A 22,611-nucleotide genomic window follows, 5' to 3' on the forward strand; every position below is an offset into this window, starting at 1 on the left:
CCGCCCCCGGCACGAGGGCCGATCGGTGCCGCGACACTCGTTGTCGCCGTGAATCAGCCATCACCAGCCCCGGCACGAGGAAACATCTTGCGTGCCGGGGTTCACCATGGTCGGCGGTTCGGCGTACATCAGGCGAGCGGCGGGGGCGCGCGCCGGTGATGTTCTTCCGCCGGGCGCCGGCGTAGGTCCCCCACGTTCCGGCGAGGGCGAGAAGCGGGGCCGGTGCCGGCGCGGTCGCGTCACGAGCGCGGCCCGCCCCGGAGCAGGCCACCCGCCCCGAGCATCCATCCCAACCCCACCCACCAAAACGGCCCACCCGCCATACCTCGACGTGTGGGCCGTTGGCGTCCGCGCTAGGCGTTCGGACGGCGTCCGTGGTTCGCGCCCTTTTTCTTCCGCGCGCGACGCTTGCGGGCTCGCTTCGCCATGGTGATCACTCCAAACTTCGCTAGTCGGCGCCCTACACGATATTGGCTGCCCCATGACGCGATGGAGGCGAGGCAGCCTACTGTGATCGTCGAATGGACACTGCCCGACCGATGGAGGCGATGATGGCCGAGGAAATTCGTGCCGAGATGGTGGCGAACGTCTGGAAGATCGTGGCCAAGCCCGGCGACCAGATCGCCGAGGGCGACACGATCGTGATCCTGGAGTCCATGAAGATGGAGATCCCGGTCATCGCCGAGGAAGAGGGCACCCTCACCAGCATCGAGGTCGCCGAGGGCGACGTCGTGCAGGAGGGCGACCTCATCGCGGTGCTCGACTGATGGACCTGGAGATCCGGGTGGCGACCCCCGCCGACTACGCCGAGGCGGGCCGCATCGCCGTCGAGGCCTACCGGGTCCACGGACACCTGGGCGCCGAGGACGGGCCCGGCTCCTTCTACGCCGAGAAGCTCGCCGACGCGCAGGGCCGGGCCACCGACAGCACCCTCCTCGTCGCGGTGGACCCGGCGACCGGCCGCGTCCTCGGCACGGTCGCCTACCTGGAGCACGGCTCGCCGATGGCGGAGATGTCGGCGCCCGGCGAGGCGGAGTTCCGCATGCTCGCCGTCGACCCCGCCGCGTCCCGCCGCGGTGTCGGCGAGGCCCTGGTCAACGCCTGCGTGGAGCGGGCGCGCACGCGCGGGCGCACGGCCGTGGCGATCTGCAGCCGCGGCGACGTGGCCCAAGGCGCCATGCGGCTCTACCACCGGCTGGGTTTCACGCGCACGCCCGACAAGGACTGGGAGCCCGTCGCGGGCATCGCCCTCATCGGCTGGCGCATCGAGGTCTGACCCTACGCCCCGCCGGAAGGCCGCTTCGCCCGCGAACCGGGTCGGGGCGGCCGCATCTGCGCTATTTCACTGATTGCCCGGCGCATCGAGACTTAAGCTCCCCTCAGGTGCGGCGTACCTGCTCGGTTTCGCGCACAATATGCTTGCTTCGCGCACGATCACGCAACACGCACGCCCGAACGAGGAGAACCGCATGACCGAGCAAGTGGGGACGGCCCGTGCCGCCCAAGCCGCGCCCGACGGCCTGAGCGCACCGCGCGGGTCCGGCATGGCTGCCGACATCGACGAGCAGCCGGCCGTGTTCGCCGACCTGCTCGACAACCACGCCAAGGCGATCGCGGACGTGGCCGGCGCCATCGCGCGAAAGAAGCCCAAGTTCGTCGTCTACACCGCGCGCGGAACCTCCGACCACGCCGCGCTCTACGCCGCCTACCTCACCGAGATCCGCCTCGGCATCCCGACCGGCCTGGCCTCGCCCAGCGCCATCACGGTCTACGGTGCCCGCCCCGACCTGTCCGAGGCCCTCGTCGTCGGCGTCTCCCAGAGCGGCGGCTCGCCCGACATCGGCGAGGTCCTGCGCGTCGCGCGCGAGTCCGGCGCCCAGACCCTCGCAGTCACCAACAACCCCGGCTCCCCGCTGGCCAACGCCGCCGAACTCCACATCGACGTCTCCGCCGGCCACGAGCGCGCGGTCGCGGCCACCAAGACCTACACCGCCGAGCTGATGGCCCTGCTCATGCTCATCGAGGGCATCCGTGGCGGCGACGGCACCCTCCCCGCCGACGAGCACGCCGAACTCGCCAAGCTCCCCGAACTGGCCCGCGCGCTGCTCGCCGACGACACCGCCGTCGAGCTCGCCCCGCGCTACCGCTTCGCCGAGCGCCTGGTCACCACCGGCCGCGGCTACGCCTACCCGACGGCCCGCGAGGCGGCCCTCAAGCTCATGGAGACCAGTTACCTCTCCGGCCTGGCCTTCTCCGGCGCCGACCTGCTGCACGGCCCGCTCGCCATGGCCGACCCGGACGTCCCGGTGCTCGCCATCGTCGGCAGCGGCCCCGGCGGCGCGACCATGCGCGAGGTCCTCGGCCGGCTCGGTGAGCGCCGGGCCGACGTCGTGGCGATCGGTTCGGACGTGCCCGGCGCGGCGCTGCGGATCCCGACCCCCGACGTCGACGAGCGCTACAGCCCGCTGCTCGACATCCTCCCCCTCCAGCGGCTGGCGCTCGCGCTGTCGCTGACGCGCGGGGAGAACCCCGACGCGCCTCGCAGCCTCAAGAAGGTGACCGAGACGCTCTGAGACGGCCCCCTGCAAGGGGCTGGGGCGAACGGCCGCGCCGCACGTCGGCGCGGCCGTTTTCGTGCCCTCAGTGCCCGGCGAGCAGGTCCTCGGTGAGGGTGCGCAGCCGTGCGGCCGCCGCGGTGTCCCAGTCGGTGCCGTCGACGGGGATCCGCTCGTGGTGGAGGTATGCCGACAGCGGTTCGGCGGGCGGGTCGTCGAGGCGGTGGAGGATCGGCACGACGGCCTCGCCGACGGTCTTGCCGCCGCGTCGCATGGCGGCGACATGGGCGGCGTCGGCGGCGCTGTAGGTGCCCGAGTGACCGGTGACGGTGACTCCCGGGTGGTGCAGGACGTAGCGGACGCGGGTGCCTGGATGGGCGGCGGCGTAGTCGACGCCGAGAAGGTCGGCGAGTTTCCCGGCCTGGGTCATGGCCCGGCCGCCGTTGTAGCCGCGGGTGAGCTGGAGGTCGCCCCAGGCGATCACGCCGAGGGGCGCGCCGGGCCCGGCGACGCTCATGATCACCGGTGCGGGGGCCTGCTCCAGTCGCGAGGCGAGGCCGTGCCCGAGTACGTGGCGGCTGAGGTGGAACAGCGCGAAGTTCTCCTCGAAGCCCTCGGCGGTCTCGGCGCGGGCGGAGCGGTAGTGGCGGGCGCACAACACCAGCGCGTCGACGGCCGGCGCGGTCGCGGTGATCTCGGCCAGGACGCGGCGGTTCTCGGCGACCAGTGCGAGGTCGGCGGCGATGAACTCCGCGCCGGCCGGTGCCTTGGCGGCGTCGCGGCCGACGACGATGACGCGGTCGCGGCGGCGCAGGAACGTGCGGGCCAGGGCCCGCCCGATGCCGTCGGTGCCGCCGGTGATCACGATGGTCTTCACAGTGAGGCTCCTTCCAGGACGGGGGAGGGGGTGCGGTCGCGGCCGGGCACGCGGGCCGTTGCGGCCAGCATCGCGGCGGCGGCGAAGACCAGCGCCCAGGAGACGTGGTGGAAGCCGGTGACCGGATCGGCGGCCGACTGGACGAGGAGCGCCATGAGCGTGATGCCGAAGGAGGCGCCGAGCTGGTTGAGCATGTAGAGCAGTGAGCTGCCCTGCGCGACCCGCTCGGGCGGCAGGACCTTGAACACCGCGCCCATCGTCGGCGCGCTCGTGCAGCCCAGGCCGAGGCCGAAGGTGAGCGAGGCGGCGACGGGCAGGATCCGGCCGGTCGAGCCGTCGACGAAGGTGAAGGCCAGCGCGCTCAGCACCGTGAGGGTGGCTCCGGCGACGGCGAGGGTGCGCGACCCGAGACGGTCGGAGAGCCGCCCGGCGAGCGGCATGGAGATGACCGCGCCGACACCGAGCGGGGCCAGCAGCAGCCCCGCGGCGAAGGGGCCCTCACCGCCGGCCTGCTGGTAGAACAGCGGCAGCGCGAAGAGGGCGCCGTAGGTGGCGACGCCGTTGAAGGCGAGCACCAGCACGCCGACCGGGAAACCCCGGTGCGCGAACATGCGCAGATCGATCAGCGGCGGTGTCCTGCGCCGGCGCAGCGCGTGGGCGACGTAGACGCCCAGGAGCGCCAGTCCGACCGCCAGCGGCCCGATCACGTACGGCGTTGTCAGTCCGCCGTGCTCGGCGGCCTGCGAGAGGGCGAGGACGGAGGCGGCGACGCCCGGACCGATCAGCGCCACGCCGACCACGTCGAGCCGTGTCCTGGGGGCGTCGGCGGCGGGCCGGTCGACGGGCAGAACCTTGCGGGCCAGCAGGAAGGCGGCGATGACGATCGGGACGTTGACGAAGAACATCCACCGCCAGTCGAGGCTCTGCACGATGAGGCCGCCGACGATCGGCCCGACCACGGGCCCTGCCGAGCCGACGGCGCCCATCAGCCCGACGACGCGGCCCGAGCGGCCGGGCCCGGCGGTGCGGATGAGCAGGGTGAGCATGAGCGGGTCGAGGATGCCGGCGCCGGCGCCCTGCACGACGCGGAACGCGATCAGCGGCCCGACGTCCCAGGCGAGCCCGGAGGCGACCGAGCCGATGAGGAACAGCACCAGCCCGAACAGCCACAGCCGCCTGCCGCCGACGCGGTCGACGGCCCACGCGGTCACCGGGACGGCGACGGTCAGGGCGAGCAGGTATCCGGTCGAGGCCCAGCCGATCACGGCGAGGGAGCTGTCGAAGCGTTCGGCGAGCGTGTCGGCGGCGGCGACGACCATCGAGCCGTCGAGGATGCCCATGATCCCGCCGAGCAGGATCACCGCGATCGTCCGCCGCACGAGAGGTTCGAAGCGGTCTTCGGTGGGTGGCATTGAGCACTCCAGAGAGGGAAACTGAACCAACGGGTTCACCGTAGCGAACCATTTGGTCGTACGAAACCTTAGGGTCTGCCTGACTGAACCAACAGGTTCAGTTCGCTGGGTGACGGGGTAGGCTTCCGGGGTGACCGCACCGAAGACGCATCCCGGCCGCACCGGCTCGCGAGGCCGCATCGACAAGCGCGAGGCGATCCTGGAGGCCGCTTTCCAGGTCTTCTCCCGCAAGGGATTCGCCAGTGCCTGCATCAAGGAGATCGCCGTCGAGGCGAAGGTCGCCAAGCCGACCATCTACAGCCACCTCGACGACAAGGACGCGCTCTTCCGCGAGGCCGTGGCCGCCGCCTCCGAGGTCGCCGCCGCCGAGAACATCGCGGCCGTCGAAGGGCTGCGCAACCCCACCGGGGACCTCGACGCCGCATTCGCCGAGGCGGCCCGGCTCCTGCTCGCCAGTTGCCTGCACGCGCGCTCCTGTGCGCTCAAGCGCCTGACCTACGCCGAGCTGCCGCGCTTCCCCGAACTCCTCGACACCGTCCGGGGTGCGGTCACCGACCGCCTCGTCGACGCCCTGGCCGGCCACCTCGCGCTGCTGTCGCTGGCCGGGTCGCTGAGCGTCGCCGACCCGGTCACCGCCGCCGAGCAGTTCGTCAGCCTGCTCACCGGCCCCCTGGAGCGCCGCACGCGCCTGGGCACTCGCGCGCTTCCGCAGGCCGAAGTCGACGCGATAGGCACGGCGGCCGTGCGCACGTTCCTCGCCGCTTACCGCAAGGACTAATCCGGCATACCCGGGCGAGTCGCCTGGACTTTCGTCTTTTGCTCTGGTTGCCTCACGCTGACCGCCCGGTCATGATCGCGAGGCGAGCCGTTGAGTTTCTGGGACTACGTCACCAGCCGCTGGGACCTGCTGGCCTTCGAGACCTACCAGCACGCGAGCATGGTCTTCCAGTGCGTGCTGGCCGCGACCATCATCGGCCTGGCCGTCGCGATCGCCTCCTACCGCACGCCGTGGCTGGCCAACCTCGCCACCGGCACCGCCTCGGTCATCTTCACCGTCCCGTCCTTCGCGCTGTTCGGGCTGATGATCCCCCTCTTCGGACTCGGCGTCGTCCCGTCGGTGGTCGCCTTGACCCTCTACGCGCTCCTGCCGATCATCCGCAACTGCATCGTCGGCCTGGCGGGCGTCGACCCCGCGATGGTCGACGCCGCCCGCGGCATGGGCATGAACCGCGCGATGGTCCTCGCCCGCGTCGAACTCCCGCTCGCCTGGCCGGTCATCCTCACCGGCATCCGCGTGTCGACCATGCTCACCATGGGCGTCGCCGCGATCGCCGCCTACGTCTCCGGGCCCGGCCTCGGCGACGAGATCTTCTCCGGCCTCGCCCGGCTCGGCGGCGCCAACGCGCTCAACGCCGCCCTGGCCGGAACGATCGGCATCATCCTGCTGGCGCTGCTCTTCGACGCCGCCTACATCCTCATCGGCCGACTCACCACATCCAGGGGGCTGCGTGTCTGACGTCGGTGGAGTGCAGATCGACCTGCGCAATCTCACCAAGCGCTACCCGGGCCAGAAGAAGCCCGCCGTCGACGACGTCACCATGACGATCAACGCCGGCGAGATCGTCGTGTTCGTCGGCCCGTCCGGCAGCGGCAAGACCACCACGATGAAGCTCATCAACCGGCTCATCGAGCCGACCTCCGGCGAGATCCTCATCAACGGCGAGGACGCCCGCCGCAAGAAGGCCGACGACCTGCGCCGCCACATCGGCTACGTCATCCAGGCCGGCGGCCTCTTCCCGCACATGACCGTCGCCGACAACATCGCCATCGTCCCCAAGATCCTCAAGTGGGACAAGAAGCGCATCGCCGCACGCGTCGACGAACTCCTCGCCATGGTCGGCCTCGAACCCGCCGTGTACGCCCAGCGCTACCCGCGGCAGCTGTCCGGCGGGCAGCAGCAGCGCGTCGGCGTCGCCCGCGCCCTGGCCGCCGACCCGCCCGTCCTGCTCATGGACGAACCCTTCGGCGCCGTCGACCCCATCACCCGCGCCAAACTCCAAGACGAACTGCTCTCCCTGCAAGACGAGCTGAGCAAGACCATCGTCTTCGTCACCCACGACTTCGACGAGGCCGTCAAGATCGGCGACCGCATCGCCGTGCTCGCCGAGGGCTCCCGGATCGTGCAGTACGCCGAGCCCGCCGAGATCCTCGCCAACCCCGCCGACGACTTCGTGCGCGGCTTCATCGGCGAGAACGGCGCCATGAAGCTCCTCAACGTCACCCGCGTCGCCGACATCGACCTCGACGAGGCCCTGACCGTCGACCCCGAAGCCGACGCCGCCGAGGTCCACCGCGCCCTCGCCGACCGCGACGAGCACTGGGCCGTCGTCCTCGACCGCACCGCCGGGCGGCCCGTCCGCTGGGTCAACCGCGAGGAACTCGCCGATGCCAGCGGACCCGTCGAGGGCTTCGGCGGACCCGTCGACGTGACCATCTCCGGCCGCTCGACCCTCCAAGAGGCCCTGGAGGCCCTGTTGCGCTCCGACGCCGAACTCGTCCCCGTCGTCGTCAAACGCCGCTACCGGGGCCTGGTCACCCTCAACACCGTCCAGCAGGCCATCGCGACCCTGCGCGAACGGGCCCGCAAGTCATGACCGTCACGACCGAAGCGGCCGTCGAGGTCGCCACCGACGTCGCCCCCTCGCCCTCGGCGACGGGCAGCGCCTGGCACCTGCTCATCACGCCGGCGATCATCGTCGCCGCCGGGATCGCCCTGTTCGTCGGCGTGCGCGCCGCCGAACCGAACGAGTCCGAACTGCGCTCCCTCGAAGCGTCCTTCGTACTGCGCCTGCTCGGCCAGCACATCAGCCTCGCCGCCGTGTCCAGCGTCATCGTCCTGGCCGTGGCCATCCCCGTCGGCATCGCGCTCAGCCGCAAAGGCGCGCGCCTGGTCACCCCGGCCATCCTCGGCATCGCCAACATCGGCCAGGGCGCCCCCGCCATCGGCGTCATCGTCATCCTCGCCGTCATCCTGCCCACCGCCGCGCCCTTCTGGGTCGCGATCCTCGCCCTGAGCCTCTACAGCGTCCTGCCTGCCCTGCGCAACACCATGGTCGGCCTCCAGCAGGTCGACCCGGCCCTAGTCGAGGCCGGACGCGGCATCGGCATGTCGGCCACACGCACACTCCTGACCGTCGAACTGCCGCTGGCGGCGCCCATCATGCTCGCGGGGATCCGCACCACCCTCGTCCTCAACGTCGGCGTCGCCGCCCTCGCCGCCTTCATCGGCGCCGGGGGCCTCGGCGAGATGATCGCCGCCGGCGTCAAACTCCAGCAGAACGTCGTGCTGATCACCGGCAGCGTCCTCATCGCCATGCTCGCCCTGGGCATCGACTGGCTCGGCGCGCTCGCCGAGCGCTACCTGCGGCCGAAGGGGGTCTGAGCGGTGCGAAGGATCCCGTTGCTGCTTGCCTGCACGGCCCTGCTCGCCGGCTGCGGCCTGCAGCCCGCCTCCCAGTTCATCCCCGAGGTCGAGGCCGGCCCGGTGCTCGACCAGTACCCGGGTTTCGACGGCGCCCCGATCGTGGTGAGCTCCAAGGACTTCACCGAGCAGCTCGTGCTGGGCAAGATGACCAGCCTCGTGCTGTCGGCGGCCGGAGCGAAGGTCACCGACAAGACCAACATCAAGGGCAGCGTCAACGCGCGGCTGTCCATGCTCGGCGGCGACGTCGACGTGATGTGGGAGTACACCGGCACCGGCTGGATCGTCTACCTGGGACACACCGACCCGATCATCGACCCCGACGAGCAGTTCCAGGCCGTCGCCGAGCAGGACCTCGCCGAGAACGGGATCGTCTGGACCCAGCCGGCGCCGCTCAACAACACCTACGCCATCGCCGTCAAACAGGCCACCGCCGACCAGTACGGCCTGGTGAACATCAGCGACATCACCAAAGTCCCCGTCGACGAGCGCACCTTCTGCCTCGAAGCGGAGTTCATCAACCGCAACGACGGCTTCGTCGGCATGCAGGAGGCCTACGGGTTCACCTCCGCCGACATCCCGCCGGGCAACGTCCAGTCGATGGAGGCCGGGCTGATCTACAACCGCATCGGCGGCAGCTGCACCTTCGGCGAGGTGTTCGACACCGACGGGCGCATCCCCGCCAACGGGCTCGTCACGCTGGTCGACGACGAGCACTTCTTCCCCATCTACGAGCCGGCGCTGACCGTCCGGCAGGAGATCTACGAGGCCTACCCGCAGATCGGCGACATCTTCGCCGACCTCGCCTCACGCCTGACCACCGACGTCATGCGCGGCCTCAACGCGCAGGTCGACGTCGACGGCCTCGATCCCGTCTTCGTGGCCGAGGACTGGCTCAAGGCGCAGGGCTTCCTGGCGTCTTGAGTCCGGCGGGGACAATGACGCATGCTCCGTGAAGTCCACCCGCGCGCGGCCCTGACTCCCGGGCATCGCGTCGACATGGTCCGGCACCTGCACGGCCGAGGGTGGGCGCTGGCCTCCTACGACGGGACGGTCACCCTCACCGACGCCGAACTCGCCCTGGAGAGCCGCCTCGACCTGGGCATGACGCTCACCGACCTGGAGTTCGCCGCCGACGGGACCTGGGCGTGGATCGGCGAGTCGGGTCTGTGGACGGGTACGCCCGGCGAGCCCCGGCCGGGGCCGGAGAACGCGGGGTCGGTGCGCTGGGCCGACGACGATCTGTGGATCGCGTGGGAGGACGACGGGCTCGCTGCCCAGATCGCGGTCGAACTGTGCGACCGGGAGTACAAGACCCTCGCCGCCACGACCGTGCCCGAGCTTTACGGCGGTTCCGGCGTGTGGTTCCACCCGCACCCCGACCCCGGCGCGGTCGTCATGTGGGTGGCCGGACCGGCCTGGGCCGGCAGTGAGTCCTACGTCATCACCCGTGAAGGCGGCGCCCTGCGCGCCCAGCCCGTCCCCTTCGAGCGGGGCGGCCCGGCCGTCTTCGCCGACGGCGGCCTCCTGATCGCCGTGCCCGACCTCGTGCGCGCCTCCTGGCCCGACTGCGCCGAACTGGGCCGCCTGCCCTGGACCGACATCTCACCCGACCCCCACGACGAGCGCCCCACCCGCGACCTCTGCCCCCTCCCGGGAGGGAAGGCCGCCTGGGGATCGTCGAGTCGCCGCGTGCGTGTCGTCGACCTCGACACCATGACCGTCGAGGCCGAGGTGGTCCTCGACGGCCACCCCGTGCGCACCTTCTCGGCCTTCTACGCCGCGCCCGGCATCGGCTCGCCCCACGGCGACCTGACGCATTTCACCTGCGGCGGCGGGGACGTCGTGAGCGTCCACTCCGACCAGGAGGTGCTGCTGAGCGCGGCCGCCGACTGGGCGGGGGCCTAGCGGGCACGTCTGAAACCGTCCGGCGCGGCCCTCCGGCCACTTAGAGTGACCGTACCTAGACGGGGAGGCCGGGCCATGGCGAGCGAGTTCCAGACGCGCAAGCTGATCCGCAGGTTCGGGCTGCTCGACAGCTATCACGCCGGACACGTCGAACCCAGCGACTACCTCCGGATAGCCGAGCGCTTGCGGTGCTCCTTCGAGCTTGAGGACGGCGATCCGCGCGTGACCACGTTGCGCGGAGCCTACGAGCGGCTGTGGCACGACGTGCACGGCGACACCGCGAAGGTGTCGCTGGAGGAGTTCGTCGACGCCAACGGCAAGGCCGTCACCGGCGCCGCCGAGGCCACCTACCGGCCCGTCTGGGAGAGCCTGTTCGCCCTGTGCGACCAGAACGCCGACGGGGAGCTGGAACTGCCGCAGCTACGGCTCCTCCTGCGCGCGCACGGGCTCGTCGAGCCGCAGATCGACGCGGCGCTGGCGCACATCGTGCCGCGCGGGCCGGGGCTGTCGCGCGAGGCGTTCGGGAAGGTGTGCGGCGAGTACTTCGCGGGGGAGGACCTGGAGGCGGCGGGGAACTGGCTGTTCGGGGACCCGAGGCCACTGACGGTGGGGTTGGGGTAGGGCGCCCCCGCCGTAGCGGGGGCGTACGGCTTGCGCCGGAGTCAGACCCCCACCCGCCCGCCGCTGCGCCAGTACTCGCCGCCCTCGCGCGTCATCACGCCCTGGTCGACCAGGTACCGCCGCAGCGCCGCGTGGTCGTCGTGCCACCCCTTGAGGACCCGGTCGACCTCCTTCTCGCTGTAGCGGCAGCCGGGTTCGAAGCTGAGTTCGGCGATGTGCTCGACGACGATGCGGATCTTGCGCTGCCCCGCGGGCAGCGAGGTCAGGCGGTTGTCGCGGACGAAGTTGCGCAGGACGGCGTTGCGCTCGGGGTCGGCGTCGAGCTCGGCGGGGGCCGTCGTCGGCGCCTCGCGCCTGGCGGCGTCCTTGAACAGCCCGGCGCCGGCGGTCATGCGCCCGTCCCCGCCGGTGGCGACCAGTCCCGCCCCGATGAGCCGCTGGAGGGCCTTCACGGCGGCCTTGGCGTCGATCCCGGCGGTTTCGGCGACCTCGGCGGAGGTCCCGGCGCCGAGCACCACGGCGGAGAAGGCGCGCAGGCGCGTCGGTTCGGCGAGCTGGCCGCAGAGTTCGTGGGAGTCCATGCCCCGAGACTAGGAACCCCGGCGGCGCGCGATCAAGGCGATAACACCGTCGGCGTCGCTACCCTCGACTGGTGTCCACCCTCCGTGATCTTCTCAGCGCGCACACGACCCTCGAAGAGGACCAGGTCGACCACCTGCACCTCCTGGCGGCCGAGTGGCAGCTGCTGTCCGACCTCTCCTTCGCCGACCTGCTGATGTGGGTGCGCGCGCAGGACGGCGACCGCGGCTACATCTGCGTCGCCCAGGTGCGGCCCACGACGGGCATGACCGCCTATTACGACGATCAGGTCGCGCGCACCATCGCCGGCGCCGACGCCGCGCATCTAAGCGCCGCATACACCGAGGGCCGCATCTGGCGGGAGGGCGACCCGGTGTGGTTCGGCGACACGCCCGCGCGGCATGAGGCGATCCCGGTCCGCCGGACCGCCGAGGGGCCGGTGATCGCGGTGATCGCGCGTGACACGAATCTCATGACCGTCCGCAGCCCGAGCCGGCTGGAGTCGAACTACCTCAACATCGCCGACGACCTCGCGCAGATGGTCACCGACGGCAGCTTCCCGCCGCCGCGCCTGCCCGGCGAGACGACAACGGCGCCGCGCGTCGGGGACGGCCTCGTCCGGCTCGACGCGGCGGGGAAGGTCAAGTACGTCTCGCCCAACGCCCTGTCGGCCTACCGGCGCCTGGGGGTGTCGGGCCACCTGCTCGGCGAGGACCTGGCGGCCATCACCGGCCGGCTGGCCGACGACCCCTTCGACGGCGGCGACGCCGTGGCGCGCATCAATTCCGCGCTGCGGGGCGACAGCCCGCCGCGCAAGGAGATCGAGGCGCGGGGCGCGACGGTCCTGATGCGGGCACTGCCGCTGCGGCCGGTCGGCTCGCCGGCGGGCGCGCTGATCTTGGTGCGCGACGTGACCGAGGTCCGCCGCCGCGACCGGGCGCTGATGACCAAGGACGCCACGATCCGCGAGATCCACCACCGGGTGAAGAACAACCTCCAGACCGTCGCGGCGCTGCTGCGCCTCCAGGCGCGGCGGGTCGGCGCTCCGCAGGCCCGGGCGGCCCTTGAGGAGTCGGTGCGGCGGGTCGCGTCGATCGCGCTGGTGCACGAGACGCTGTCCCAGTCCAGCGACGAGGCCGTCGCCTTCGACGAGATCGTCGACCGGATCTCGTCGATGGCAGCCGAGGTCGCCGCGGCCGAGTCGCAGGTGCGGCTGCGGCGTGTCGGGACCTTCGGTGTGCTGCCCTCGGAGGTGGCCACGCCGCTGGTGATGATCCTCAACGAGCTGCTCCAGAACTCCGTCGAGCACGCCTACGGGCCGGGGCAGTCGGGTGAGGTAGTGCTGACCGTGACGCGGGAGAACGGCGAGCTGCGGGTGGTCGTTTCCGACGAGGGCCGGGGTCTTCCGGAGTCCTTCCGGATCGAGAACAGCCAGCGGCTCGGCCTGCAGATCGTGCGGACCCTCGCCACCGGTGAGCTGCGCGGCACCATCGACCTTCGCCCCCGCGAGGGCGGCGGCACCGAGGCGGAACTCGTCGTACCCCTGAGCTGACTTCGTACGGTGTACGATTCCGGGATGGCCAACGAGGTGACCATCCCGGCCCTTCCCTGCGCTTCCATCGACGAGACGGCCGAGTTCTACCAGGCGCTCGGCTTCACCCGCACCTACCGCCAGACCCGCCCCAACCCGTTCATGATCGTCAAGCGCGAGGACATCGAACTGCAGTTCTTCGGCATCGACGGCTTCAAGGCCGCCGACTCCTATGGAACCTGCGTGGTGATCGTCCCCGACATCGGCGAGATCTACGAGGCCTTCGCCGCGGGCATGCGCGCGGCGTACGGCAAGGTCCTCGTCGCCGGGATCCCTCGTGTGACACGTCCGCGTAAACGCAAGAACGTCGACGGACTCGCCGGATTCAGCCTGGTCGACACCGGCGGGAACTGGATCCGCTTCTTCCCGCGGCCGCCCGCCGACGAGCCCGCCATCGCCGAAGCCGGCGAGCGCGGCCGACTGGGCCGGGCCCTGGACAACGCCGTCGTCCTCGGCGACTCCAAAGGCGACGAACGCCAGGCCGCTCGGATCCTCGACTCGACGCTGAGGCGCGAGGGCGGCGAGGCCGCGCCGGCCGAACTCGTGGAGGCGCTCGTCTACCGCGCCGAACTCGCCGTCCGGCTCGGCGAAGACGACGTCGCCCGCGAGCATCTCGCCCGCGCCGGGGCCGTCGAACTCGGCGACGCCGAACGCTCCGCGCTCGCCGGGACGCTCGCCGAGGCGGCCGAGCTGTCCCGCAGTCTGGACTGATCCATTCGCTGATCCGCCGGCCCCGCGTCCGGTGAACGCCTTGTTACCCCAGATGTCGCCGTGTGTCGGCCTGTGGCGCCGCCTACGCCGCGTCTTGGGAGGTGACACCCCCGTGGAGCTTGTGGCATGCTTGCCCGCATGAGTGCTGCCCTGCGCATCCGACTCGTGGCCCGCCGCCACGTGGACTTCGGGCGTACCCGCAGCGCGATCTGTCGCCCGGTGCATCGTCGCGCCTGATCGAACCAGCCACACCTTCTTGGGCGCGCGACGTGTCGCCGCCGTGACTCCACTGTGTGCAACGCCTCGCGTGCTGATCATTTAGCACCGGGAGCAAGCATCATGACCTCGTCGGTCCGCAGTAGGCACAACTCCAAGGGCCAGGGCCAGTGGGCGTACGGCCACACCGAGCCGCTCAACCCCAACGAGCAGCAGAAGAAGGACGACAATCCCCTCAACGTCCGCGCGCGCATCGAGAACATCTACGCGCACCGCGGCTTCGCCTCGATCGACCCGGCCGACCTTCGCGGCCGCTTCCGCTGGTGGGGGCTGTACACGCAGCGCAAGCCCGGCTTCGACGGCACCGCGACCGGTGTCCTCGAACCCGAGGAGCTGGAGGACGAGTACTTCATGCTGCGGGTCCGCATCGACGGCGGGCAGCTGTCGGTGGAGCAGTTGCGCGCGATCGCCGAGATCTCGAAGATCTACGGCCGCGACACCGCCGACATCACCGACCGGCAGAACATCCAGCTGCACTGGATCCGCGTCGAGGACGTGCCCGACATCTGGCGCCGCCTCGAAGAGGTCGGACTGTCCACTCAGGAGGCTTGCGGCGACTGCCCGCGCGTCGTCCTCGGCAGTCCGGTCGCCGGCGTCGCCGAAGACGAGCTGATCGACGCCACCCCCGCCATCGACGAGATCATCGACCGCTTCATCGGCGACCAGAGCCTGTCGAACCTGCCGCGCAAGTACAAGTCCGGCATCTCCTGGCTGCCCGACCTGCCCTACGAGACCAACGACCTGTCCTTCCTCGGCGCCGTCCACCCCGTGCACGGGCCCGGCTACGACGTGTGGGTCGGCGGCGGCCTGTCCACCAACCCCATGCTCGCCAAGCGCCTGGGCACCTGGGTCGCCCTCGAAGACGTCCCCGACGTCTGGCACGCCGTCACCGCCCTCTTCCGCGACTACGGCTTCCGCCGCCTGCGGACCCGCGCGCGCCTGAAGTTCCTCGTCGCCGACTGGGGCATCGAGCGCTTCCGGGAGGTGCTGGAGAACGAGTACCTCAAGCGCAAGCTCGACGACCTCGACGAACCCGAGGTCGCACCGGCGCTCATCGACCACGTCGGCGTGCACCGCCAGGCCGACGGCCGCTACTTCATCGGTGCCGCACCGATCGTCGGGCGCGTCACCGGGACCGTACTCGAACAGGTCGCCGAGCTCGCCGCCCGCCACGGCAGCGACCGCATCCGCACGACCCCGGGCCAGAAACTCCTCGTCCTCGACATCAACGAGTCCGATGTGGACTCCGTGGTCGCCGAACTGCGCGAGCTCGGCCTGCACGCCGACCCCAGCCCCTGGCGCCGCGCCACCATGGCCTGCACCGGCATCGAGTTCTGCAAACTCGCCCTCGTCGACACCAAGGAACGCGCCCGCCAGACGGTCATCCAGCTGGAGAAGCGCGTGCCCGACATGGACAGTCCACTGTCGATCCACGTCAACGGCTGCCCCAACGCCTGCGCCCGCACCCAGACCGCCGACATCGGCCTCAAGGGCCAGCTCGTCCTCGTCGACGGAAAGCGCGTCGAAGGCTTCCAGGTCCACCTCGGCGGCGGACACGCCCAGCACGCCGGCCTCGGCCGCAAACTCCGCGGCCACAAGGTCTCGGCCGCCGAACTCGCCGACTACGTCGAGCGCCTCTCCCGCCGCTACCTGGAGGAGCGCACCGACGGCGAGGTCTTCGCCGAATGGGTCGCCCGCGCCGACGAGAAGGACCTCCAGTGAGCGGTCGCGCCGTCCCCTACTTCTGCCCCTACTGCGGCGACGAGGACCTCTACCCCCACCTCCCGCCGGGCCCCGACGCGCGGCCCTCGGGCTGGGAGTGCCGCGCCTGCGCCCGCGTGTTCTCGGTGACCTTCAAAGGACTCAACTTCGGCAACGACGCCACCCCTCAGACCGTGCCCGTCGACAACAGACCGGAGACCGGCGATGACTCGTGACATCCTCGAACTGCGAGACCTGGCCCTGCACGCCGGCCGCGAACTCGACAACGCCTCCGCCGAACGCATCGTGGAATGGGCCGCCGCCGAGTTCGGCGAGCGCTTCTGCGTGACCTCCTCCTTCGCCGACGCCGTCCTCGCCCACCTGGTGTCCACAGTGGTGCCCGGCGTCGACGTCGTCTTCCTCGACACCGGCCTGCACTTCGAGGAGACCCTCGACGTGCGCGAAGAGGTCCGCCGACGGCTCCCGGTTACGGTCAAGTCCGTGCGGCCGCCGCTGACCGTCGGCCGCCAGGACGGCGAGTTCGGCCCCCGCCTGTGGGACCGCGCCCCCGACGAGTGCTGCCACATGCGCAAGGTCGAACCCCTCGCCGAGGCGCTCGCCGACTACGACGCGTGGGCGACCGGCCTGCGGCGTGACGAGTCGCCCAGCCGCGCCGGCACCCGCGTGGTGGACTTCGACGCCGGACGCGCCAAGGTGAAGATCTCACCCATCGCGAACTGGACGCAGTCCGATGTGGACGCCTACATCGCGGCCAACGACATCCCCGTCAACGACCTCTTCAACCGCGGCTACGGCTCGATCGGCTGCTGGCCGTGCACCCGCCGCGTCAAGCCCGGCGAGGACCCCCGCGCCGGCCGCTGGGCGATGTTCGACAAGCAGGAATGCGGTCTCCACCTGTGAGCGGCTCCTGGAGGTCCGACGGCCCCGGCCCGCCGCTGGTGCTGATCGCGCACGGCAGCCGCGACGGCCGCTCCTCGGCCGTCGTGCGGCGCATCGCCGCCCGCCTCGACGCGCGCGCCGCGTTCATCGACTTCGACCGCCCCGGCCCGGTGACCCTCATGACCGACCTGGCCGACGCCGGCCACCGCACGGTCGTCGCGGTGCCCCTGCTGCTCACCGACGCCTTCCACAGCCGCGTCGACGTGCCCCGGCTGCTGGCCGAGGTCCGAGAGAAGCGCCCGAAGCTCGAAGTGCTCGCGGGAGCCCCGGTCGGCGGGCCCGAACTCGTCCCCGCGCTCGTCCGCCCTTTGCCCCCGGGAACCGACGGCATCGTCCTGGCCGCCGCCGGCACCAGGGACCCCGAGTCGCTGATCCAGGTCGGCGACATGGCCGAACGGACCGGCGCGCACGCCGGCGTCCCGGCCGGACCGGCCTTCGCCGCGTCCGCCGAACCCTCGGTCGGCGCCGCCGTCGAGAAACTGCGGGCGCGCGGCGCCGAACGCGTCGCGGTCGCCTCCTACTTCATCGCCCCCGGGCTCCTCTACGAGCGGGTCCGCGTCGCCGCGCTCGCCGCCGGGGTGCCGGTGGCGCCGCCGCTGGGCGACGCCGGGGAGCTCCTGGCGGTGGTGCGCGACAGGTACGGGGCCGCGCTGGGCGTCGGCGCCGGACTCGGCATGGCCGCCTGAGAAGCGCCGGATCCGTTTCATCCCTTGTGTTCTACTTCGCGGGCCGCACCTCCAGGGGTGCGGCCCGCCTCGATCATGCGTCCCTTGTGGACCATCGTGGGCCCTTTGGGCCTCCGGCCCCCATTGGCACCATCCACCCCCCTTGTTACGATGTTCCCGTCACGGAGACGGTCCCAGCGCGACGTTTCCCCTCGTAACCGAAGGGGTAACGCTGTTGATGGGCCGTCAGCCGGTCGCCCACCGACCGGATCCCGCGGCCCCGCGAGCAAGTGCCCACCACCTGCTCGCCGACAACACAAGACAGGTGCCGGAATCATGCGGTCCCGCCGCGTCCGTGTCCGTCGTCGCCGGCCCCGGCGGCCCGTGACCGCGACGCGCGCGTCGTCTCCCGGCACGAGGCCGAAGCCCAGCCTCCCGCCAACGGCGAAAGCCGATGAGGAGACCACGCCAAGCTGATGTCCGCACCCGCTTTGACGACCACCGCGCAAGAAGCAACTCCGGCGAGCCCGACCCGAAAGGACCCGTACTTCTCCAACGCGAAGCTGATCCTGATCGTCCTCGTCGCGTGCGGGCACGCCTGGGCGCCGCTGATGGACAGTGACGCGGTCCGGGCGGCCTACCTGGTCCTGTACGACCTGCACATGCCGGCCTTCATCCTCATCTCGGGCTACCTGTCGCGCAGCTTCGTCGGCCGCCCCGACCAGTGGCGGCGCCTGCTCACCGGTGTCGCCCTCCCGTATGTGACCTTCTCGCTCGCCTACGGCCTGCTGCGGATCTACACCGAGGGCCGCTTCGAGTGGAACCTGCTCTACCCGTGGTACCTGATGTGGTTCCTGCCGGCGCTGTTCTTCTGGCGGCTGAGCGCGCAGATCTGGAAGGTCGTGCGCTGGCCGGTCGCGGTGGCCTTCGCCATCTCCTTCGCGGCCTCGCTGACCGCTCTCAGCGACGTCCTCGACCTCGGCCGCGTCCTCCAGTTCCTGCCGTTCTTCGTGATCGGCACGCAGCTTCGCCGCGAGCATTTCGACATGCTGCGGCGCACGTGGATCCGTGTCGCGGGCCTGGTCGGGACGGTCGCGCTGCTGGGCGTCGCCTACGTCTTCGGGCCCAGTCTGTCGACGGAGTGGGTGTATTACAGCCAGGGCTACGGCCAGCTGGAGACGCCGCTGGAGTGGATCCTGCCGATCCGGGTCGGGGTCTTCCTGGCCGCCGGTGTCTTGCTCGTCACCTTCCTCGCCTGGGTGCCCGACCGCGAGTGGCGGCTCAGCGCCCTCGGCGAGCGCACGATCTACGCCTACCTGCTGCACGGATTCGTGATCAAGGTCGCCGACGGCGGTCTCGACCTGTACCGCTTCGAGTGGCTGCACACGCCCGGCGGTGCCGTTCTGGTGACCCTGCTGGCGGCGGGGCTGGCGGTCTTGCTGATGACCGCGCCGGTGACGCGGATGTTCCGGTGGGCGGTGGAGCCGCGGATGCCGTGGCTGTTCACGGCCCAGGCCCGGCGGCGCCCGCAGAAGGCCGCGGCCTGACCGCGTCGGACACCGAGAGACCAAGCGTGCATGGCCCGGCCCCCGCTGAGAAGCGGGGGCCGGGCCATGCCTGGCACACGGGGCATCCGCGGTCGTCACGTTCACGTCCGCCCGCCACGGATCGGACGCGGTCGAAACCTATGGTGTCACCGCAGGTCAAGTCGGTCGATATGCCGATATATAGACTCCGGTCGATGTCAGGCGGATTCGATGATCAGCAGGGCGGGGGGATAGACTGAATGGCTTCGTTTTCGTAGGTCGGGGAGATTGCAGTTGAGCCACAGCGGTGGGCGTGAGGACGACACGAGTGTTGCCGAAGAGGTCTTGAGGGATGCCGAGATAGCCCTCGAACAAGAACACGTCGACACCGTCTACGACCGGCTCGACGAGCTCCGCGACATCGCCGTGCGCGCCGAACGCGAGGGATACAACTACTCGCACGCGAGGGTTCCCGGCGCCCAGTACGAACGCGACGTGTTCGTCTACCAGGCCGCCAAGCGGCTGCACACCCTCGACGCCGAGCACGAGGGCCTCGTCTTCGGGCGCCTCGACCTCGACGGCCCCGTCACCCGTCACATCGGCCGCCTCGGACTGCGCTCGGCCGAGCAAAAACCCCTGCTGATCGACTGGCGGGCACCCGCCGCGGCACCGTTCTACCAGGCCACGGCCGCCGACCGCATGTCGGTGATCCGGCGCCGGGTCATCCGCTCCAGCGGCCGCACCGTCCTCGACATCTCCGACGACCTCCTCGACACCGAGCACGCCGACCCCGACGCCACCGGCCTGTCCGTCATCGGCGACGGCGCCCTCATGGCCGCCCTCGCCCGAGCCCGCGGCGAACGCATGCGCGACATCGTCGCCACCATCCAGCGCGAACAGGACGAGGCCATCCGCGCCGAAGCGCGCGGCGTCACCATGATCAGCGGGGGACCGGGCACCGGCAAGACCGTCGTCGCCCTCCATCGCGCCGCCTACCTCCTATACGCCGACCGGCGCCGCTTCGAAGGCGGCGGCGTACTCGTCGTCGGACCCTCGACGGTGTTCCTGCGCTACATCGAACGCGTCCTCCCCTCCCTCGGCGAGGACGCCGCGGCCCTCTACGCCCTCGGCGAGTTCTTCGACGGCGCCAAGGCCGTCCGGCAGGACCCCCCGAAGGTCGCCGCCGTCAAGGGCGCGGGGCGCATCCGCAAGATCCTCGCCCGCGCGACACGCCTCACCCCGCCGAACGCCCCGAAGACCTTCACCATCGTCTACCGCGGCGAGGTCCTGCGCCTGGACGGGCAGGACCTCGCCGAGGCCCGCCGGGTCGTCCAGCGCAAGAACCAGCAGCACAACCACGCCGTCACCGAGGCCGGCCGGGCACTTCTGGTCGCCTTGTGGCGCAAGGCCAAGGAACGCATCGAAACCGGCCTGGTGCCCGCCGAGTTCTCCCGCGACCTCGGCGCCCGCAACGAGTTCCTCGAACTGCTGCACTCCTGGTGGCCCGAGCTGACCCCCGAGGAGGTGCTGCGCTGGCTGTCCGACGAACGCCGCCTCGGCACCGCCTCGCAGGGCGTGCTGTCGCGCCAGGAGGTCTCGGCCGTGGCCGCCTCGCTCGCCGAGCCCGGCTGGTCGGTCTCCGACATCCCGCTGCTCGACGAGCTCGCCAGCATCCTCGGCAAGCCGAAGCGCCCGAAGGCGCGCCGCAGCACCGACGGCGACACGATCCAGGAGCTGACCACCACCCAGGACCGCCTGTACACGCGGGCCTCGCGGGCCGAGCGCGGCTCCGACTACGACGGATACGCCCACGTCGTCGTCGACGAGGCGCAGGACCTGTCGCCGATGCAGTGGCGGATGCTCGGCAGGCGCGGCCGCCAGGCGAGCTGGACCATCGTCGGCGACGCCGCCCAGAGCAGCTGGCCGGACCCGGCCGAGGCGCGCCGCGCGCGCAACGAGGCCCTTGGCCGCCTGCCGCGCAAGGAGTTCCACCTGACGACGAACTACCGCAACTCCGCCGAGATCTTCGAGTTCGCCGCCGAGTCGATCCGCGTCGCCGTCCCCGACGCCGACATCCCGAAAGCCGTGCGCCGCACGGGATCGGTGCCCGTCGCCCTGCGCGTCCCGGCCGCCGAGCTGTCGGCGACGGTCGCCGCGAAGGTCGCCGAGCACCTCGACGAGGTCGCCGGAACCGTCGGTGTGATCACCCCGGCCAATGAGCGCGACGAGGTCGCCAAGTGGTTCGAGCCGCACGAGCGGCTGCACGTCATGACCGCCCTGGAATCGAAGGGCCTCGAATTCGACGCGGTCGTCGCGGTCCGGCCCGACGTGGTCGCCGCCGAGTCGGGCGCACAGGTTCGTTACGTCGTGTTCACCCGTGCGACGCAATTCCTCACGGTGGTCGACTCGCAGGATTAACAACAGGAATACCGCGGTTGAAAAGCAACCCCGGCTTTTGGTGAATGGTGGGTTTTCGAGGGACTGAATCGTCTCGCCCACCATTTCCGGGGTTATTCTTCGAGCCATGTCGAGCCCCGAACCGGTTCGCCGCCCCCTGCGGATCCTGATGGTCGTCGTCACCGACTACCGCACCGACGCACGCGTGCGCCGGCAGGCCGAGGCCCTCGTCGGCCGCGGTGACCACGTGACCGTCCTCGCGCTACAGGTCGGCGAACGGCCCCAGACGTCCGTGGTCAACGGCGTGCGGGTCGTCGAACTGCCGATCCGGAAGTACCGCGGCTCCTCGGCCGGCGCCTACCTCAAGCTCTACGGCCGCTTCACCTGGCGCGCGCTGAGCTGGGCGGCCAAGCACCGCCGCGAGTTCGACCTGGTGCAGGCCCACTCGATGCCCGAGACGCTGGTGTTCTGCGGACTTCCGCAGCGGATGCGCGGCCTGCCGATCCTGCTCGACGTGCACGACCTCACCTCGAAGACCTTCGAGGAGAAGTTCGCCTCCCGCCCGGCGCTGCTGGGCTCCGTGCGGGCCTCCGAGCGCGCCTCGATGCGCTTCTCGACCGAGGTGATCACCGCCAACGAGCCCTACGCCGAGCTGCTGCGCGGGATCACCAGCACCCGCGTGACCTCGGTGCTCAACTGCCCCGACGACGCGGTCTTCCAGCCCCGCGCGTGGCGCGAGTGGCAGCCCGGCGGCGAGTTCGTCGCCGGTTACCACGGTCTGATCGCCGAGCGGCAGGGCGTCTTCCAGGCCGTCGAGGCCGTGGCTCTGCTGCGCGAGGAACTGCCGGGCCTCAAGCTGCGCATCCGCGGCGCCGGGGACGACTCGCCCAGGCTGCACGAGCACATCGCGCGCCTCGGAGTCGGCGACCGCGTGCATTTCGACGACACCCCCATCGCCGTGACCGACCTGCCGGCCGAGCTCGGCGAACTGCACCTGGGCCTCGTTCCGCACCAGATGGGGCCGCTGACTAGGGACATCCTGCCCAACAAGATCATGGAGTACGCCGGGGTGGGCGTGCCGATCGTGTCCTTCCGCAACCAGACCGTCGCCCGCTACTTCGACGAGCGGGCCGTGGTCTTCGCCGATCCCGCCGACGGCCCCGGTCTGGCCAAGGCCATCGCGGCCGTCGCCGGGGATCCCGTCGCCGCCCGCGCCCGCAGTGAGCACACCCTCGGCCTGATGACCGAGCGGATGTGGAGCCGCCAGCGAGCCACGTACTTCGAGGTCATCGACCGGATGACGCGGACGGCGGCCGCGCGGCCCGTCGTCGCGAGGGCCGCCGCGGAGTAG

The 22,611-nt window shown here is 71.1% G+C and carries 21 protein-coding genes and 1 pseudogene; 19 read left to right on the top strand and 3 right to left on the bottom strand.

What is annotated here, in order from left to right; translation table 11 throughout:
* Nucleotides 1-539 precede the first annotated feature (539 nt).
* From AB0I28_RS08495 to AB0I28_RS08505, 3 genes are all read left to right on the top strand, one after another.
* Nucleotides 540-767, top strand: a complete 228-nt coding sequence (locus AB0I28_RS08495; protein WP_357491952.1) for a biotin/lipoyl-binding carrier protein — start codon at nucleotides 540-542, stop codon at nucleotides 765-767.
* Nucleotides 767-1,276, top strand: coding sequence for a GNAT family N-acetyltransferase (locus AB0I28_RS08500; protein ID WP_357491014.1), 510 nt, complete (start codon nucleotides 767-769; stop codon nucleotides 1,274-1,276). The genes AB0I28_RS08495 and AB0I28_RS08500 overlap by 1 nt, the downstream gene beginning before the upstream one ends.
* Before the next feature lie 268 nt (nucleotides 1,277-1,544).
* Nucleotides 1,545-2,573 carry an SIS domain-containing protein gene (locus tag AB0I28_RS08505; protein ID WP_357491954.1) on the top strand — a complete coding sequence of 343 codons (1,029 nt, stop codon included), beginning with the start codon at nucleotides 1,545-1,547 and terminating at the stop codon, nucleotides 2,571-2,573.
* A gap of 67 nt (nucleotides 2,574-2,640) precedes the next feature.
* Here AB0I28_RS08505 and AB0I28_RS08510 read toward each other — a convergent pair whose 3' ends face one another.
* Both AB0I28_RS08510 and AB0I28_RS08515 read right to left on the bottom strand, forming a co-directional pair.
* Entirely contained in the window at nucleotides 2,641-3,432 is a 792-nt protein-coding gene (locus AB0I28_RS08510; protein ID WP_357491016.1) for an SDR family NAD(P)-dependent oxidoreductase, read from the bottom strand.
* Nucleotides 3,429-4,844: a DHA2 family efflux MFS transporter permease subunit gene (locus tag AB0I28_RS08515; protein WP_357491018.1), complete on the bottom strand. Its 1,416-nt coding sequence runs from the start codon at nucleotides 4,842-4,844 to the stop codon at nucleotides 3,429-3,431. Before AB0I28_RS08515 ends, AB0I28_RS08510 begins: the two co-directional genes overlap by 4 nt.
* 130 nt (nucleotides 4,845-4,974) lie before the next feature.
* On the opposite strand from AB0I28_RS08515, the gene AB0I28_RS08520 reads away from it, so the two are divergent.
* The 7 genes from AB0I28_RS08520 to AB0I28_RS08550 all read left to right on the top strand — a co-directional run bounded on the left by AB0I28_RS08520 (nucleotide 4,975) and on the right by AB0I28_RS08550 (nucleotide 10,854).
* Entirely contained in the window at nucleotides 4,975-5,622 is a 648-nt protein-coding gene (locus AB0I28_RS08520) for a TetR/AcrR family transcriptional regulator (protein ID WP_357491020.1), read from the top strand.
* A 90-nt stretch (nucleotides 5,623-5,712) separates the two neighbouring features.
* Nucleotides 5,713-6,360 carry an ABC transporter permease gene (locus AB0I28_RS08525; RefSeq protein ID WP_357491021.1) on the top strand — a complete coding sequence of 216 codons (648 nt, stop codon included), beginning with the start codon at nucleotides 5,713-5,715 and terminating at the stop codon, nucleotides 6,358-6,360.
* Complete coding sequence (locus AB0I28_RS08530) at nucleotides 6,353-7,498, top strand: ABC transporter ATP-binding protein (RefSeq protein ID WP_357491023.1); 1,146 nt, start codon at nucleotides 6,353-6,355, stop codon at nucleotides 7,496-7,498. Before AB0I28_RS08525 ends, AB0I28_RS08530 begins: the two co-directional genes overlap by 8 nt.
* On the top strand, nucleotides 7,495-8,286 hold the full coding sequence (locus AB0I28_RS08535; protein WP_357491025.1) for an ABC transporter permease: 792 nt from the start codon (nucleotides 7,495-7,497) through the stop codon (nucleotides 8,284-8,286). Before AB0I28_RS08530 ends, AB0I28_RS08535 begins: the two co-directional genes overlap by 4 nt.
* A gap of 3 nt (nucleotides 8,287-8,289) precedes the next feature.
* Nucleotides 8,290-9,249, top strand: a complete 960-nt coding sequence (locus tag AB0I28_RS08540; RefSeq protein ID WP_357491027.1) for a glycine betaine ABC transporter substrate-binding protein — start codon at nucleotides 8,290-8,292, stop codon at nucleotides 9,247-9,249.
* A 21-nt stretch (nucleotides 9,250-9,270) separates the two neighbouring features.
* Complete coding sequence (locus AB0I28_RS08545) at nucleotides 9,271-10,233, top strand: hypothetical protein (protein WP_357491029.1); 963 nt, start codon at nucleotides 9,271-9,273, stop codon at nucleotides 10,231-10,233.
* A gap of 75 nt (nucleotides 10,234-10,308) precedes the next feature.
* Nucleotides 10,309-10,854: a hypothetical protein gene (locus AB0I28_RS08550; RefSeq protein WP_357491031.1), complete on the top strand. Its 546-nt coding sequence runs from the start codon at nucleotides 10,309-10,311 to the stop codon at nucleotides 10,852-10,854.
* A 41-nt stretch (nucleotides 10,855-10,895) separates the two neighbouring features.
* Here the strand turns inward: AB0I28_RS08550 and AB0I28_RS08555 are convergent, their stop codons facing one another.
* Nucleotides 10,896-11,435: a DUF2087 domain-containing protein gene (locus AB0I28_RS08555; protein ID WP_357491032.1), complete on the bottom strand. Its 540-nt coding sequence runs from the start codon at nucleotides 11,433-11,435 to the stop codon at nucleotides 10,896-10,898.
* 71 nt (nucleotides 11,436-11,506) lie between these two features.
* Between AB0I28_RS08555 and AB0I28_RS08560 the strand changes: the two genes are divergently transcribed.
* The 9 genes and pseudogenes from AB0I28_RS08560 to AB0I28_RS08600 all read left to right on the top strand — a co-directional run bounded on the left by AB0I28_RS08560 (nucleotide 11,507) and on the right by AB0I28_RS08600 (nucleotide 22,611).
* The gene (locus AB0I28_RS08560; protein ID WP_357491034.1) at nucleotides 11,507-12,985 is read left to right on the top strand and encodes a histidine kinase N-terminal domain-containing protein; all 1,479 of its coding nucleotides are present in this window, start codon (nucleotides 11,507-11,509) and stop codon (nucleotides 12,983-12,985) included.
* Between the two features lie 24 nt (nucleotides 12,986-13,009).
* Nucleotides 13,010-13,735, top strand: coding sequence for a VOC family protein (locus AB0I28_RS08565; protein ID WP_357491035.1), 726 nt, complete (start codon nucleotides 13,010-13,012; stop codon nucleotides 13,733-13,735).
* Nucleotides 13,736-14,074: 339 nt separating this feature from the next.
* On the top strand, nucleotides 14,075-15,733 hold the full coding sequence (locus AB0I28_RS08570) for a nitrite/sulfite reductase (protein ID WP_357491037.1): 1,659 nt from the start codon (nucleotides 14,075-14,077) through the stop codon (nucleotides 15,731-15,733).
* Nucleotides 15,697-15,876: pseudogene (locus tag AB0I28_RS08575) on the top strand (hypothetical protein); the annotation flags it as partial. The gene AB0I28_RS08570 and the pseudogene AB0I28_RS08575, both read left to right, overlap by 37 nt.
* A gap of 61 nt (nucleotides 15,877-15,937) precedes the next feature.
* The gene (locus AB0I28_RS08580) at nucleotides 15,938-16,633 is read left to right on the top strand and encodes a phosphoadenylyl-sulfate reductase (RefSeq protein WP_357491039.1); all 696 of its coding nucleotides are present in this window, start codon (nucleotides 15,938-15,940) and stop codon (nucleotides 16,631-16,633) included.
* A complete protein-coding gene (locus AB0I28_RS08585; protein ID WP_357491041.1) occupies nucleotides 16,615-17,358 on the top strand; it encodes a sirohydrochlorin chelatase in 744 nt (247 codons plus the stop codon). The genes AB0I28_RS08580 and AB0I28_RS08585 overlap by 19 nt, the downstream gene beginning before the upstream one ends.
* A gap of 455 nt (nucleotides 17,359-17,813) precedes the next feature.
* Nucleotides 17,814-18,884 (top strand): acyltransferase family protein, encoded by a 1,071-nt coding sequence (locus AB0I28_RS08590; RefSeq protein ID WP_357491043.1) that lies wholly within the window; start codon nucleotides 17,814-17,816, stop codon nucleotides 18,882-18,884.
* Between the two features lie 273 nt (nucleotides 18,885-19,157).
* Nucleotides 19,158-21,281, top strand: a complete 2,124-nt coding sequence (locus AB0I28_RS08595) for an ATP-dependent DNA helicase (protein ID WP_357491045.1) — start codon at nucleotides 19,158-19,160, stop codon at nucleotides 21,279-21,281.
* A gap of 106 nt (nucleotides 21,282-21,387) precedes the next feature.
* Nucleotides 21,388-22,611 (top strand): glycosyltransferase, encoded by a 1,224-nt coding sequence (locus AB0I28_RS08600; protein WP_357491047.1) that lies wholly within the window; start codon nucleotides 21,388-21,390, stop codon nucleotides 22,609-22,611.

It is taken from the genome of Phytomonospora sp. NPDC050363 (assembly GCF_040655735.1).
Classification (GTDB): domain Bacteria; phylum Actinomycetota; class Actinomycetes; order Mycobacteriales; family Micromonosporaceae; genus Phytomonospora.